13 protein-coding genes are annotated in these 14,923 nt (G+C 72.6%); 6 read left to right on the top strand and 7 right to left on the bottom strand.

The window, feature by feature from the left end; all coding sequences use genetic code 11:
* Positions 1-742 precede the first annotated feature (742 nt).
* Positions 743-1,177: a hypothetical protein gene (locus HUW36_RS12125; protein ID WP_174528243.1), complete on the top strand. Its 435-nt coding sequence runs from the start codon at positions 743-745 to the stop codon at positions 1,175-1,177.
* Entirely contained in the window at positions 1,170-2,561 is a 1,392-nt protein-coding gene (locus HUW36_RS12120) for a magnesium transporter MgtE N-terminal domain-containing protein (protein WP_174528242.1), read from the top strand. The genes HUW36_RS12125 and HUW36_RS12120 overlap by 8 nt, the downstream gene beginning before the upstream one ends.
* A 434-nt stretch (positions 2,562-2,995) precedes the next feature.
* On the opposite strand, the gene HUW36_RS12115 is transcribed toward HUW36_RS12120, so the two are convergent.
* On the bottom strand, positions 2,996-3,499 hold the full coding sequence (locus HUW36_RS12115; protein WP_174528241.1) for a hypothetical protein: 504 nt from the start codon (positions 3,497-3,499) through the stop codon (positions 2,996-2,998).
* Positions 3,500-3,593: 94 nt separating this feature from the next.
* On the opposite strand from HUW36_RS12115, the gene HUW36_RS12110 reads away from it, so the two are divergent.
* Entirely contained in the window at positions 3,594-3,983 is a 390-nt protein-coding gene (locus HUW36_RS12110; RefSeq protein ID WP_174528240.1) for a hypothetical protein, read from the top strand.
* A gap of 88 nt (positions 3,984-4,071) precedes the next feature.
* Here HUW36_RS12110 and HUW36_RS12105 read toward each other — a convergent pair whose 3' ends face one another.
* Positions 4,072-4,713, bottom strand: coding sequence for an adenylate kinase family protein (locus HUW36_RS12105; RefSeq protein WP_174528239.1), 642 nt, complete (start codon positions 4,711-4,713; stop codon positions 4,072-4,074).
* A gap of 160 nt (positions 4,714-4,873) precedes the next feature.
* Positions 4,874-5,287: a MarR family winged helix-turn-helix transcriptional regulator gene (locus HUW36_RS12100; RefSeq protein ID WP_174528238.1), complete on the bottom strand. Its 414-nt coding sequence runs from the start codon at positions 5,285-5,287 to the stop codon at positions 4,874-4,876.
* Between the two features lie 108 nt (positions 5,288-5,395).
* Here HUW36_RS12100 and HUW36_RS12095 point away from each other — a divergent pair, with 108 nt between their 5' ends.
* Positions 5,396-6,310, top strand: a complete 915-nt coding sequence (locus HUW36_RS12095) for an alpha/beta hydrolase (RefSeq protein WP_174528237.1) — start codon at positions 5,396-5,398, stop codon at positions 6,308-6,310.
* Between the two features lie 66 nt (positions 6,311-6,376).
* Here the strand turns inward: HUW36_RS12095 and metH are convergent, their stop codons facing one another.
* Positions 6,377-9,892, bottom strand: coding sequence for a methionine synthase (gene metH / locus HUW36_RS12090; RefSeq protein WP_174528236.1), 3,516 nt, complete (start codon positions 9,890-9,892; stop codon positions 6,377-6,379).
* A 240-nt stretch (positions 9,893-10,132) separates the two neighbouring features.
* Between metH and HUW36_RS12085 the strand changes: the two genes are divergently transcribed.
* Positions 10,133-11,002, top strand: a complete 870-nt coding sequence (locus HUW36_RS12085; RefSeq protein WP_091575251.1) for a PAC2 family protein — start codon at positions 10,133-10,135, stop codon at positions 11,000-11,002.
* Positions 11,003-11,113: 111 nt separating this feature from the next.
* Positions 11,114-11,905 (top strand): GntR family transcriptional regulator, encoded by a 792-nt coding sequence (locus HUW36_RS12080; RefSeq protein WP_174528235.1) that lies wholly within the window; start codon positions 11,114-11,116, stop codon positions 11,903-11,905.
* A 178-nt stretch (positions 11,906-12,083) separates the two neighbouring features.
* Here the strand turns inward: HUW36_RS12080 and mshC are convergent, their stop codons facing one another.
* From mshC to HUW36_RS12065, 3 genes are all read right to left on the bottom strand, one after another.
* Complete coding sequence (gene mshC, locus HUW36_RS12075; protein WP_174528234.1) at positions 12,084-13,322, bottom strand: cysteine--1-D-myo-inosityl 2-amino-2-deoxy-alpha-D-glucopyranoside ligase; 1,239 nt, start codon at positions 13,320-13,322, stop codon at positions 12,084-12,086.
* 67 nt (positions 13,323-13,389) lie between these two features.
* Complete coding sequence (locus HUW36_RS12070; protein ID WP_174528233.1) at positions 13,390-14,208, bottom strand: SCO1664 family protein; 819 nt, start codon at positions 14,206-14,208, stop codon at positions 13,390-13,392.
* Positions 14,205-14,786, bottom strand: a complete 582-nt coding sequence (locus HUW36_RS12065; protein ID WP_174528232.1) for a DUF3090 domain-containing protein — start codon at positions 14,784-14,786, stop codon at positions 14,205-14,207. The genes HUW36_RS12070 and HUW36_RS12065 overlap by 4 nt, the downstream gene beginning before the upstream one ends.
* Positions 14,787-14,923 lie beyond the last annotated feature (137 nt).

The raw sequence follows: 14,923 nt of genomic DNA, 5'->3' as shown, positions 1-14,923 counted from the left end.
CTTTCCCTACACGACGCTCTTCCGATCTCGGCCGGCACCGCGAACCCGGCCAGCCGGGGCGCGGCCAGCACCAACCCGGTCGCGAGGGCACCGGCGACGGTCGCGTGGTTGCTGGGGAACGACCAGTCCCCGGCCGGCGGACACGGCACCCAGCCGGGTACGTCGGCGATGGCCCGACAGGGTCGCTCCTGATCCACGACGAGCTTGAGCGCCTCGCTCGTGACGTACGCCAGGACGGCACCCGCGGCCGTGAGCGCGACGACGGCGGTCGCTGCGGTGCGCCGCCGCCATCCGACCCAGCCGACCCACGCGAGCGCGACGGAGAGGGCCAGCGGCGCGCCGAGCGCCACGTGCTCACCGAGCCGGACGACGTCCGCCGGCACCCCGACGACGTCGCGGTACAGGTCGGCCGAGACGCCCCCGGTCACCACCTGCGGCCGGGGGTCGCCGAGGCCACCCGGAGCGAGCGTCCCCACGGCCCCGACGCCGGCGGCGAGGATCAGCACGGCCGGTATCAGCCTGCGAATGAAGGTCATCGGGGGACGGTAGGGACCGTCGACGGTCCGGCGCACCCCCCGGACGGCAGGCCCGCACCCTCACTTTCGTCAGGGGTCCGACGGCCGCGACCGGCGCTCGGCGTACGCCCGCATCAGGACGTCGGCGCGGTTCTGCTGCCCCACCGGCGCGGCGTGGGTCATCTACGCTGGATCGACGACCGTCGTCGACAGTGGGGAGTCTCCGCGTGGATCCGCAGCTGTGGGCCCTGGCCAACACCGCGGGCACGACCGTCGTCGCGCTGCTGGCCACCGACGCGTGGTCGACGGCGAAGTCGGCTGTCGACACCGTCTGGCGGCGCTTCCATCCGGATCGCGCCGAGGTCGTCGAGGCCGAGCTGGTGGACACCCGCGCGGATCTCGTCGCCGCGTCCGACGGTGACCGCTCCGCCCTCGAGGCGGAGCTGGCCCAGCAGTGGCAGCATCGACTCCGCCGTCTCCTGGCGCACGACCCGGAGGCCGCCGTCGAACTGCGGCGCCTGCTGGACGACGACCTGGTTCCCGCCCTGCGGGCGACCGGCCGAAGGTGGCGGGGCGACGTGACCCAGCGGGCCACGGCCAGCGACCACAGCCGGATCTACCAGGTGGGGCAGGGCGACCTCCACGTGCGAGGCGATGGCTGACGAAGCGGGTCCGGCCGGCGCCGACCGGGTCGAGATGAACGCCGCCGCCCAGGACGGCGCACGGATCTACCAGGTGGCGCAGGGCAACATCTACGTCGACGCCGGGCAGGCGCGCTCGGCCGCGCAGCGGCTGGCGAGCATGCCGGTCCAGCAGTCGGTCGACCAGCTCATGACGATGAGCCAGGACGACGCCTGCTGGGTCCTCGCGGAGATGGACGAGGCGTCCGCCGCACGGCGTCTCGCCGCGCTGCCCCGCGACCGGTGCGCGGCGCTGCTGGCCGGCATGGACGAAGGGCTGGCCGCCGCGCGGCTGGTGCTGCTCCCCCCGGAACCGGCACTGCACGTCCTCGGCGCGATGCCTGTCGCCCGGGCCGCCGATCTTCTGGTGGAGATCCCGCTGGATCGGCTCCCGGGGCTGCTGGACGGCATGCCGCCGGACCGGTCGGCCGCGCTGCTGGGCACGGTGTCCGACGACCGGCTCTCCGCGCTGCTGCATCTCGAGTCCTGGACGACGGCGGACACCGTGCTGCGGCGTCTTCCCGCCGCCCAGGTGCTCGCCCTGTCGTGGCCTCCTCCGGCCGACACGGACCGCCTGCCCCGGCGCAACCGCGAGTTGTGGGCCAGGCGCGTCGGGTTCGCGCACAGCCACGCCGCGCGCAAGATGGCCGCTGATCTGGCCGCCGTGCCCGACGACCGGGCACTCGCCGAGGTGGCCGCGCTTCCGGCCGGATCGGCCGTCCTCGTGGTCAACCGGCTCGACGAGACCCGGGCCACCGACCTGCTGTCCCGGGCCCCTCAGCCCTGGGTGGCCGGGCTGCTCGATCACGGCCTCTCGCAGGGGGCGAAGTTCCTGGTGCGGATGCCGCCGGAGCGGGCCGAGGCGGTGCTGTCGGCGATGTCGCCGCGACGGGTGCACCTCCTGCACCGGCCCGTGCGGATCGGCCGCCTGTCCCCGCGGGACGCCGCCGCCGAGCTGGCCACTGCCACTGTCGACGACGTCGTCCAGTTGGAGGCCCACCTCGGCAGCGCCTGGCTCTACGCCACGCTGTCCGCCATGGAGCCGGCACGGGTGGCCGCGATCCTCGGCGAGAGGATTCTCTTCGACCACGTACCCACCGACGTGCAGGCCTTCGTCGAGGCGATGCCGACGGCCCGCCAGGCGACGGTGCTGGCCTGGCTGCCACCGGCGCGGGCCGCCGCCGTTGTCGCCCGCCTCGGAGACGAGCAGGTACGGCGCCTGCTGACCGAGATGCCCGCCCGGTGGGCGGCCGTGCTCGCGGCGGGAATGCCCGTCGCGCGCCGCCGGCACATCCTGGACAGCCTGCCCAGGCAGGTCCGCCAACCGCTGACGGACGCCGCCCGGGCCCGGGGCACGGCGCTGTGAGCGGGTCGACCGCCTCCCGGAACGCTCCGCCCGGATGTCGCCGGCCCCACCGATGTCGCGACACGAGAGGCGGTCGACCCGCACCCGCTGCGGGTCGCGTCGGTCTGGCTCGCCGCCGGCGCGGGCGCGATCCTGCCGGCCGGTGCCGTCGACACGCTGACCTACTACCTCCGCGCGGCCGACGGCGACGAGGTGGTCACTCCGTACGGGCCGGTCGGGGCACGGGTCGCCGTCGCCGTGAAACCACCGTGCTGCTGGTCGCCACCGTGCTGCTCAACCGCCGACAGTGGCGCCGCTTCCGGGCCGTGCAGCCGGTCGGGAGGCCGGTGCTGGTGGCGGCGACCCTGGTGCCACTTGCCCTGCCGTCCCTGCTGTGCTGGTTCGGCACCGACCACCGCCTCCGAGAGAGCGGCCGGCCGGGCGTCGTCGCGCGGCTACCACGGCCAGTGTCGGGCCAGGTCGACCGGATCGTCACCCGGCGACACCACGACCACGTGCTCCACACCGTCGTCGAACACCATCAGCGGGCCCGCCCGCGACGCCAGCGCCACCACCGCGGCCAGCGCCGCGGCGCCGGACGGCTTGCGGAACCCGACGTCACGCACGGCCCGGTCCAGCTCCACCGGTTCGTCACCGTCCGCGCCGTCGACGCCCAGACTGACCTCGCCCAGGTCCCTGCCTCCCGTCGACGCACAGGTGGCGGGGTCCGGGCAGCCCGGAAGATCCCGGGCCGGATCATGCCCGACGACCCGGAACCACGGCACGCCGTGACACCCGGCCTCCCGGAACGCGGCCAGGACCTGCGCCACCGTCGGCAGCTCGCGGGCGGCCGGGGGCTCCTCGGGCAGGCCGAAGGACGACCCGGCGTCGGCGGCCCACCCGAGTGCGCCGTCCGCGGCCGCGACGTGCAGCGGCGTGACAAGCAAAGCCCAACTCACCGGACGCATGGTGCCACCCGGCGTGACCCCGACGCTACGGGCGCCCGGCACCAGCCCGTGGGACGGCTTCGAGGCCGTCTGTCATCCTTTCCCGATGGCCAGTGTGTCGATCGATCGCAGCGGTGACGATCCCGCCGTGGTGGTGGTGATGCTGCAAACGCCCACGTGGGAGTTCCACTTCTGGGCCCACCTCAGCGAACTCGCGCGCCTGCGGTCCATCCGCCAGGCCGACTGGTCCGCGCGACGCGCACTGCAGATCGACGACGCCGCCGGCATACCGGTGCACTGGGCCATCAACGACGACACCGTCACCGCCCTGATCGGCCACGACGACGAGACCTGGCACATCGCCTTCTCCATGCCCGTCGAGACGATCGACCGTCTCGCCGCCGAGGCCGCGGAACTCCTGCCGGAACCGGATCCGCCCACTCCGTACCCTGGCCAGCTCGAGATCTTCCAGCCGGACGCGGTGCGCATTCCCTGAGGCTGAGCAGTGGTGACAGGTGCCCTGATCCACCGGCTCGAAGGCCGGGACGCCACACGCGCCGTCTCGGCTCGACCCACGTGGTCGGTCAACCCCGCGCGAGTCGACCGGCCAGCTCGGTGGTGATCTCCTCCGCCGGCCGGGCGGCATCGACGCTGATCAGGGAACCGGCGAAGCGGTAGCGGGCCAGCACGGGAGCGCTGTGCCGGTGGTGCACGCCCAGTTGGCGGGCGACGGCCGCAGGGAAATCGTCCTCCCGATGGACCAACCCGCTACCGCAACGGTCGCAGACACCGTCGACCTGTGTCGGTGCCGACTCGACGTGCCAGACCCTGCCGCAGCCCCGGCACAGGCGGCGTCCCGTCAACCGCCGTGCCGCCTCGGCATCGGCCAGGACCAGCTCGACGACGCGGAACCCCGACGTCTCCAGCGACCGCATCACCGGCAGCACCGGCGACTCCGTCCAGAAGACGAAGCCGTCGACCGCGTCAGGCTCGCCGAGCCGGCGCTGCACGATCGCGACGACCAGTTCGAGCGGTGGCGCCTGCCCGGCGTCCATGAATCGACGCAACTCGTCGCCCAACTCCGATCCCGTACGCACCGCTGACTGCACCGCGTCCACGATGGAGATCGAGGGGACCCCGAGCCGGCCGGCGAGGCGGTACGCCACCTCGGCCGTCTCCGCGCCGGGCGGCCCGATCACGGCCAGCCTGGCCACCGCCGTCGCCACGTCCGGATCCTATTCTCCGGAGTCGACGACGCCCTGCGACGTGGGCTGGTGCTCTGTCGGGAAGGTTCGCCGGGGCGGTCGTCCGGGCCGACAATCTACGCGGTCACCGCACTGGCGAGCAGGGGCTCACCGGGCAGACGGACCGCTCGTGACCATGGACTCATGCGGGCGAGAGCATCTCCTTGAGGATGCGCTGCAACTCCATGCGGTCCTGGGGGGTGACCCTCGCCAACCTGCGGTCGTACTCCGCTGCGAGGGCTGCAAGTGCCCGATCGCGTGCTTTCGTGCCCTCGTCGGTCAGTACGAGCCGGTGACGTCGCAGGTCCGCCTCGTCGATCTCGCGGCGGATGAAGCCCTTGGCGACGAGGTTGCGCACGTAGACCGTCACGCTCGCCTTGGGCAGCAGCAGCGCGGTCGCGATCTCGGCCGGGTACGGCGATGCCTCCACCTCGGCCAGGACGAAGAACTCCTTCGTCTCCAACCCGAGCTCGGTCAGCTCCTCCGTGCAGGCATCCATCACGACTGCCAGCAGCCGCTGGTTCAGCGTCCACAGCTGCGCCCCGTCGACCGACACGCGGTCCCCCTATCCATGTGGTACAGTTTCGTATTAGTTTCAGCTCGTACAAAATGCGGTCTTGTACTGGACTCTCCTGGAACAATGATCTCACGAAGGAAGCCAAGCATGATTCAGCACCTCACGATCCCGCGCGGCCCCATCGACCTCGCCGCGGACCTTCACCTGCCCGACGACGCCGACAGCAGCGCACCGCGGCCCGCCGTGGTGCTCTCCACCCCGGGCAGCAGCGTGAAGGAGCAGATCGGCGCCAACTACGCCACCCGTCTCGCCGCCCACGGCATCGCCGCGCTCGTCCTCGACCCCGCCCATCAGGGCCAGAGCGAGGGCGAGCCCCGCGACCTCGAAGACCCCTACCGCCGCGGTGAGGACATCTCCTACGCCATCGACATGCTCACCACGACCGCCGGCATCGACCCGCAGCGCATCGGCGTCCTCGGCATCTGCGCCGGTGGCGGCTACGCCGTACACACCGCCCGCACGGACCACCGCATCAAGGCGGTCGGCACGGTCGTCCCCGTCAACGTCGGCGAAGCGTTCCGCAGCTTCTCCCCCGACGGTCCGGCCGCAGCACTCGACGCCCTCGCGGACGCACGGACCGAAGAGGCCCGCTCCGGCGAGATGACCCGCGTGAACTGGCTGCCCGACACCCTTGAGGACGCCACGGCAGCGGGCCTGACCGACATCGACACCACTCAGGCCGTCACCTACTACCGCACCGAGCGCGGCGGCAACGAACACTCCACGAACCGGCGCCTCCTGCGCGGCGACTCCCTCCTGCTGGGCTATGACGCCTTCCACTTGGCCGATCAGCTCATGACCCAGCCGCTGCAGGTCATCCTCGCCGGACGCATCGGCAACACCGGCTCCTACGACATGGGCATGCAGCTGTGGAAGCTGGCCCCCAACCCCGTCGACCTCATGGTGATCGACGGCGCCGGCCACTACGAGATGTACGACGAGCCCGCATACGTCGACGCCGCCGTCGAACGGCTCACCACCTTCTACGTCAACAGCCTGTAAGGCATCCGACCCGGCGAACCTCTGCGGTCACCGTGATGTTCCCGCGGATCAGGGGCGTCGACGGCGTCACTTGGCGTTGAAGTAGCTCGCCTCCGGGTGGTGCACGACGATGGCGTCGGTGGCCTGCTCCGGCACCAGCTGGAACTCCTCGGACAGCTGCACCCCGATCCGCTCCGCGCCCAGCAGCTCCACGATCTTCGCCCGGTCCTCCAGGTCGGGGCAGGCCGGATAGCCGAACGCGTACCGGCAGCCCCGGTAGTCGGTGCGCAGCAGTCCGGCCAGGTCGGCCGGGTCGTCGTCGGCGACCCGGCCGCCGCCGGGCAGCACCAGCTCGGCCCGGATCCGCCGGTGCCAGTACTCGGCGAGGGCCTCGGTGAGCTGCACCGACAGGCCGTGCACCTCCAGGTAGTCGCGGTACTCGTTGGCCGCGAACATCTTCGCCGTGTACTCGCTGATCGGCTGCCCCACGGTGACCAGCTGCAACGCCACCACGTCGAGCTGCTCGCCGCGCGGGCGGAAGAAGTCGGCCAGGCACAGCCGGCGTTCCTGCCGCTGCCGCGGGAAGGAGAACCGGGCCCGCTCGCTGTGCCCGTTCTCGTCCAGCACCACCAGGTCGTTGCCCTCGGAGTACGCCGGGAAGTAGCCGTACACCACGGCCGCCTCCAGCACCTGGTCGGAGATGAGCCGGTCCAGCCAGTAGCGCAGCCGGGGCCGGCCCTCGGTCTCCACCAGCTCCTCGTACGACGGGCCCTTGCCGCCGCGGGCGCCGCGCAGCCCCCACTGGCCGAGGAACGTGGCCCGCTCGTCGAGCAGCGCCGCGTAGTCGGCCAGCGGCACGCCCTTGACCACCCGGGTGCCGAAGAACGGCGGCGTGGGCACCGCCACCTCCACCGCCACGTCGGAGCGGACCGAGGCGTCGTCCAGCTCGGGCAGCACCTCCCGGACCATGGCCCGCTGCCGCTCGCGCCGCTCCCGGCGGGCCGCCAGCGCGGCCTCCCGCTCCGGGTCCACCACCGGCGCGCCGCCCCGCTTGGCCGCCATCACGCGGTCCATCAGGGACAGCCCCTCGAACGCGTCCCGGGCGTAGTGCACCTGCCCGGGATAGATCGACCGCAGGTCGTCCTCGACGTACGCGCGGGTCAGCGCCGCGCCGCCGAGCAGCACCGGCCAGCGGTCGGCCACGCCCCGCTCAGCCATCTCGGCGAGGTTCTCCTTCATGATGACCGTGCTCTTGACCAGCAGCCCGGACATGCCGATGGCGTCGGCCCGGTGCTCCTCGGCCGCGTCGAGGATCGCGGCGATCGGCTGCTTGATGCCGATGTTGACCACGTCGTAGCCGTTGTTGGACAGGATGATGTCGACCAGGTTCTTGCCGATGTCGTGCACGTCGCCCTTCACCGTGGCGAGCACGATACGACCCTTGCCGTCGTCGTCCGTCTTCTCCATGTGCGGCTCCAGATACGCCACCGCGGTCTTCATCACCTCGGCGGACTGGAGCACGAACGGCAGCTGCATCTGCCCGGAGCCGAACAGCTCCCCGACCACCTTCATGCCGTCCAGCAGCAGGTCGTTGATGATGGACAACGGCGTGCGCCCCTCGGCCATCGCGGTGTCCAGGTCGGCTTCCAGGCCGTTGCGCTCGCCGTCGACGATCCGCCGCTTCAGCCGCTCGTCCAGCGGCAGCGCGGCCAACTCCTCGGCCCGGGTGGCCCGCGCCGACGCCGCGTCCACGCCCTCGAAGACCTCGATGAACCGCTGCACCGGGTCGTAGCCCTCGCGGCGGCGGTCGTAGACCAGGTCCAGCGCCACCTCGCGCTGCTCGTCCGGGATCTTCGACATCGGCAGGATCTTGCTGGCGTGCACGATCGCCGAGGTCAGGCCAGCCTGCACGCACTCGTGCAGGAACACCGAGTTGAGCACCTGCCGGGCCGCCGGGTTGAGCCCGAACGACACGTTGGAGATGCCGGCGGTGAAGTTGACCCCGGGCCAGCGGGCGCTGATCTCCCGGATCGCCTCGATCGTCTCGATGCCGTCGCGGCGCGTCTCCTCCTGCCCGGTGGCGATCGGGAACGTCAGCGCGTCGATGAGGATGTCCTCCCGGCGCAGCCCCCACCGGCCGGTCAGGTCGTCGATCAGCCGGCCGGCCACCCGTACCTTCCACTCCCGCGTGCGGGCCTGGCCCTCCTCGTCGATGAGCAGCGCCACGACGGCGGCGCCGTGCTCCTTGACCACCGGCATGATCCGCGCGTAGCGGGACTCGGGCCCGTCACCGTCCTCGAAGTTGACCGAGTTGACCACGCACCGGCCACCGAGCATCTCCAACCCGGCCTCGATCACCGCCGGCTCGGTGGAGTCGAGCACGATCGGCAGGGTGGACGCGGTGGCGAACCGGCCGGCCAGCTCCCGCATGTCCTGCGTGCCGTCGCGGCCGACGTAGTCGACGCAGAGGTCGAGCAGGTGCGAGCCGTCGCGGGCCTGGTTGCGGGCGGTCTCGACGCAGGCCTGCCAGTCGGCGGCCAGCATCGCCTCGCGGAACGCCTTCGAGCCGTTGGCGTTGGTGCGCTCCCCCACCATCAGGACGCTTGCGTCCTGCGCGAACGGCACGTGGTGGTAGATCGAGGAGACGCCGGCCTCCGGCTCGGGCGCCCGGGCCACCGGCCGGCGCCCGCCCAGCCGCTCCACCAGCACCCGGATGTGCTCCGGCGTGGTGCCGCAGCAGCCGCCGATCAGGCCGACGCCGTAGTCGTCGACGAACTGCTCCAGCGCGTCGGCCATCTCCTCGGGGCCGAGCGGGAAGTAGGCGCCGTCGGCGGTCAGCACCGGCAGGCCGGCGTTCGGCATCACCGACACCGGGACGCGTGAGTGGCGGGACAGGTAGCGCAGGTGCTCGCCCATCTCGGCCGGCCCGGTGGAACAGTTGAGCCCGATCAGGTCGACCCCGAGCGGCTCGATCGCGGTCAGCGCGGCGCCGATCTCGCTGCCCAGCAGCATCGTGCCGGTGGTCTCCACGGCCACCTGGCAGATGATCGGCACGTCCCGGCCCGCCTCGTCCCGGGCCCGCTTCGCACCGACGACCGCGGCCTTGACCTGGAGCAGGTCCTGGCAGGTCTCGACGATCAGCGCGTCCGCGCCGCCGGCGATCATGCCGGCGGCGTTCTCCTGGTACGCGTCGCGCAGCGAGGCGTAGCTCGCGTGGCCCAGGGTCGGCAGCTTGGTGCCCGGCCCCATCGAGCCGAGCACGAACCGTGGCCACTCCGGCGTGGCGTAGGCGTCGGCGGCCTCCCGGGCGATCCGCGCGGCGGCCTCGGACAGCTCCCGGATCCGGTCGGCGATGCCGTACTCGGCGAGGTTGGGCAGGTTGGCCCCGAACGTGTTGGTCTCCACGCAGTCCGCGCCGGCGGCCAGGTAGGCGTCGTGCACGCCGCGGACCACGTCGGGCCGGGTGACGTTGAGGATCTCGTTGCAGCCCTCGAGGCCGTCGAAGTCGTCCAGGGTGAGGTCGGCCGCGTGGAGCATCGTCCCCATCGCTCCGTCGGCGATCAGGATCCGGTCCGCCAGCAGCTCACGCAACGAAGTAGGCACAGGGCCAGGTTAGTGCGCGCGGCGACGGCCTGGTCACACCAACGGGGGCATCCCACATAGTGTCGGGCGGATCACTGCGTACCCTTCGTCCGGTTCGCCCGGGTGGTCCAGCCGGGCGACCGGCGCGGCCGACGGGCCGGCCCCGGCGGCGGCACGTAGGCTGACGGACGTGAAGGACATCAGGGACGCGACGGTGCGATGGAGCGGCGCCGCTCCCGACGAGCAGGGCGAGGTGACGGCGTGACCGAGTTCGACGGGCTGCCGGTTCTGCGCTCCCCGGTCGCCATCGCGGCCTTCGAGGGCTGGAACGACGCCGCGGACGCCTCGACCGCCGCCGTGGAGCATCTGGAGCAGGTCTGGCAGGCCCGGCAGGTGACCGAGCTGGACCCGGAGGACTTCTACGACTTCCAGGTCAGCCGGCCGACCATCACCATGGCCGACGGGGAGACCCGTCGGGTCGAGTGGCCGACCACCCGCTTCATGGTGGCCAGCCCGGACGGCACCGAGCGCGACGTGGTGCTGATCCGGGGCATCGAGCCGAGCATGCGCTGGCGCACCTTCTGCGAGCAGGTGCTGGAGATCTGCCACAGCCTGGAGGTCGAGCGGGTGGTGCTGCTCGGCGCGCTGCTGGCCGACGTTCCCTACACCCGGCCGCTGCCGATCAGCGGCAGCGCCTCGGACGCCGACGCGGCCAAGCGCTACCAGCTCACCCCCACCCGCTACGACGGCCCGACCGGCATCGTCGGGGTGCTGCACGACGCCTGCACCCGGGCCGAGGTCGACGCGGTGTCGTTCTGGGTGCACGTGCCGCACTACGCCAACAACCCGCCCTGCCCCAAGGCGACGCTGGCGCTGCTGCACCGGGTCGAGGAGGTGCTCGACCTGCCGGTGCCGATGGCCGACCTGGCCGAGGAGGCCGCCGAGTGGGAGCAGCGGGTGCGCAGCGCCGCCGAGCAGGACGCCGAACTCGGTGAGTACGTGCGGGAGCTGGAGGAACGCGTCGGCGACGCCGGCATCACCCCGTTGACCGGGGACGAGATCGCCCAGGAGTTCGAGAAGTACCTGCGCCGCCGCGGCGGTTCCGCCGGCCCCACCGCCGGCTCCTGGTAGTTCGGTCCACGAAGGCCGGGTCCCTTGTGGGCCCGGCTTCTTCGTGTCAACGGTGGCGCTGTCACGTCTCCTACGGCATCCTAGGAACCTAGCTGTTCTGAGGAGGCCTGCATGCAGATCAACCCGGGCGCGGCCGAGTTCCCGCACCGGCAGATCGCCGCGCAGCTCAAGGCCCAGGTGCGCCGCGGCGACTGGGGGCCGGGCGAGCGGCTGCCGTCCATCCCGGCCATCGCCGAGATGTTCGGTGTGGCCAAGCAGACCGTGCAGCGCGCCGTCGACCAGCTGCGGGTCGAGGGCGTCCTGATCACCAAACCCGGCTCCGGTACGTATGTGCGCGGCACCCGCCGCCGCCTCAACCGCCTGGCCCGGGGCCGGTACGGCGGCTTCCGCGGCTACCACACGGATCTGGCCGCCCGGTACCGCCAACAGCTGGTCTCGGTCGGCCGCTCCCCCGCCCCGGCGGAGGTGGCCGACGCGTTCGGCGTCGCCGACGGCACCGAGCTGCTCTGTCGGCGGCACCTGGTACGCACCGACGACTCCCCGGTCGAGGTCGGCGCGTCGTGGTTCCTGCCCGCCGACACCGCCGGCACGTCACTGGAGCGCGCCGAGGCGTTCGGCCGGCCGCTCTACCAGGAGGCGGAGGAGGCCACCGGCCGCCGCTACGTCACCGCCACGGACACCATCAGCGCCCGCCAGCCGAGCCGGGAGGAGGCGGAGATCCTCCAGATCCGCCCGGACACCCCGGTGCTGCACCTGCTGCACGTCGCCTTCGACGAGCGGCACAAGCCGATCGAGGTCGCCCAGGCCACCTGGCCCGGCCCCATGACCACGCTCACCGAGGAGTACAAGATCCCCGCCCCCGCGCCCGAGCAGGACCCGGACCCCGGCTTCGTCCTGGGCTGATCCGCCGCGGCATCTGGCGGCAGCCGCGCCGCCACCACCCGCCCCGGAGGTACGCGACGCCGGTACCCGCCCCGACAGCCGTTGGCCCGCCTGCGCGACAGGGAGGGGGCCGCGCTCCATCAGCTGGTGTTAAGAAGGGGCCCTGCCTCTACCGCAGGCGTTAAGAAGGGGCCCTTCCTTACAGGCGGACGCCGAGCAGGGCGTCGACCGTGTCGCGGAAGAGGGCAGGAGCGGTCTCGTCCTCGGTCACGCCGTTCAGGGCGCCTTCGGCCCAGCGGTCGGCCGCCGCCAGGGCGCCCGGCGTGTCCAGGTCGTCGGCCAGGCGCTCGCGTACCTCGGCCAGCAACGCCGACCCCGACGGCCCGGCCGGCGCGGCGGCGGCCCGCCGCCAGCGGTCCAGCCGCTGCTGCGCCTCGACGAGCAGCTCGTCGGTCCAGGAGCGGTCACTGCGGTAGTGGCCGCTGATCAGCGCCAGGCGCACCGCCATCGGGTCGACCCGGTCGGCCCGCAGCCGGGACACGAAGACCAGGTTGCCCTTGGACTTCGACATCTTCTCGCCGTCCAGGCCGATCATGCCGGCGTGCACGTAGTGGTCGGCGAACGGCGCCTCACCGGTGAGCCGCTCCGCGTGCGCCGCGGAACACTCGTGGTGCGGGAAGATCAGGTCGTTGCCGCCGCCCTGCACGTCGATCCGGTCGCCGAGCAGGTTCAGCGCGATGACCGCGCACTCGATGTGCCAGCCGGGGCGGCCGGCGCCCAGGTCGCCGCCGGGCCAGGACGGCTCGCCCTCGCGGGCGCCGCGCCACAGCAGCGGGTCGAGCGGGTCCCGCTTGCCGGCGCGGTCGGGGTCACCGCCGCGCTCCGGGAAGATCTCCAGCATCTGCTCGCGGGACAGGTTCGACTCGTAGCCGAACGCCGGGGCTGCGGAGATGTCGAAGTAGACGTCGCCGGTGCCGTCGTCGAGCCGGTATGCCGCGCCGTCCTTGAGCAGCACGAGCACCTTCTCCGCGATGTCCGGGATCGACTCGACCGCGCCCACGTAGTGCGCCGGCGGAATGATCCGCAACGCCTCCATGTCCTCACGGAACAGCGCGGTCTCCCGCATGGCCAGGACCTTCCAGTCCTCGCCGTCGCGCTCGGCCCGCTCCAGCAGCGGGTCGTCGATGTCGGTGACGTTCTGCACGTAACGCACCGTCCGGCCGGCGTCGCGCCACATCCGCTGCACCAGGTCGAACGTGATCATGGTGGCGGCGTGTCCGAGGTGGGTGGCGTCGTACGGGGTGATGCCGCACACGTACATCGAGGCGTCGCCGTCGGGCTCGCTGAGCTGCGGGCCCTGCCGGGCCGAGTCGTACAACCTCAGTGGTGCGCCCTCACCCGGCAGCCGTGGCACCTCGTGTCCCGCCCAAGACTCCATGACCGCCAGCCTAACGATCCGTCAGGCGCTCGGGTGCCACCCCACAGGTGATCAACGCGACAGCGACTCACATCGGCGGCCAGGGCATGGCCGGCCACTCCTCCGGCGGCAGCGGGAAGCGGCCGGTGTCCCGCAGCCGCTCCACCCGGTCGGCGAGCGCCGCCAGCTCACCGATGGTGAGGTGCGCGGACAGTTCCTCGCCGAGCGCGCCACCGAGGTGACCGGCGAGGCCGGCGAGCATCTCGAGCGCGTCCGGCGGGAGTCGGCGGCCGGCCCAGCCCCAGAGCACCGTGCGCAGCTTGTCCTCCGCGTGAAAGGTCACGCCGTGGTCGACGCCGTAGATCCGGTCGTCCGCACCCACGAGCACGTGACCGCCCTTGCGGTCGGCGTTGTTGATCACCGCGTCGAGGACGGCCAGCCGGGCCAGGCGGGGATCGTCGGCGTGCGCCAGCGCGTACGGCGCACCGTCGTCGTCACGGGCCGCGGCCACCGGGAACCAGCGCGGCGGCACCGACTCGGCCGGGACGAACCCGACGAGCGGCTCGGCGTCGGACGGCTCGTCGATCCAGAGCTGGCAGGAGCCGGGCCCGAAGGGGCCGTCGCGCAGCACGGTCGGCGGCACCAGGTCCCATCCGCTGGCGCGGGAGACCAGGTAGGCGGCCACCTCCCGGCCGGCGAGCGTGCCGTCCGGGAAGTCCCACAGCGGGCGCTCACCGCGTACCGGCTTGTAGACGCAGTGGGCGGTGACGTCGCCGAGGGCGATGACACCGCGCAGCGTGGCGTTCGAGGCGTCGACCAACCGCCCCTCCAGGGTCAGCTCACCGTCGGCGAGCAACCGCAACGCCTCGGCGCCGTCCTGTCGGGGCTGAAGTTCCGACGAGGTCACCGGTGATAACCGTTGTGCCGGGGGCAGAGGTGACCGGCCGGGTCGAGCGGCTGACCGCAGAGCGGGCAGGGCGGCCGGCCGGCGTTGACCACCCGCTTGGCGCGCTCGATGAACTCGCGGGTCGCCTCGGGGGTCAGCCGCACCCGGAGCCGGTCGAGGTCGTCGTCCGGCTCGTCCGGCTCCTCGTCGACGTCGTCGTCGGCGTCGCCCAGCTCGACCTCGGCCTCCGCCTCACCGACGGCGATCGCCTCGATCACCACGGTGGCGGTGTCGACGTCGAAGGCCAGCCCCAGCGTGCCGACCCGGAACTCCTCGTCGACCGGGGTGTCCAACGGCTCGTTGTCGCCCCCCACCGGCGGGGCCGCCTCCGGAAGCTCCACGCCGAACCGGCGTTGCGCCTCGGAGAGCAGTTCTTCGAGCTTCTCGGCGAGCAGCGACACCTGGACCTTCTCCAGCGCGACGCTGACCAGCCGGCCGCCGCCCCGCGCCTGGAGGAAGAACGTACGCTCCCCCGGCGGGCCGACCGTCCCGGCGACGAACCGCTCCGGCGGCTCGAAGGCGTGCACCTGGTGCGTCATACCCACGACCCTATCCGGCGCGCGGAAGCACCGCGCAGCCCACCGACGCCGAATCCGCCCAGAGCGCAACGCCCCGGCCGCCCCCCGGCCAGCCGACCCCGCCTCACCCGGCCGCCCCGGCGCCACCGCCGACCGCC

Source organism: Micromonospora maritima (assembly GCF_902825405.1).
Classification (GTDB): Bacteria; Actinomycetota; Actinomycetes; order Mycobacteriales; family Micromonosporaceae; genus Micromonospora; species Micromonospora maritima.
Note: the sequence above shows the minus strand (reverse complement) of the source record. Positions and strands in the feature narration are given on the sequence as shown.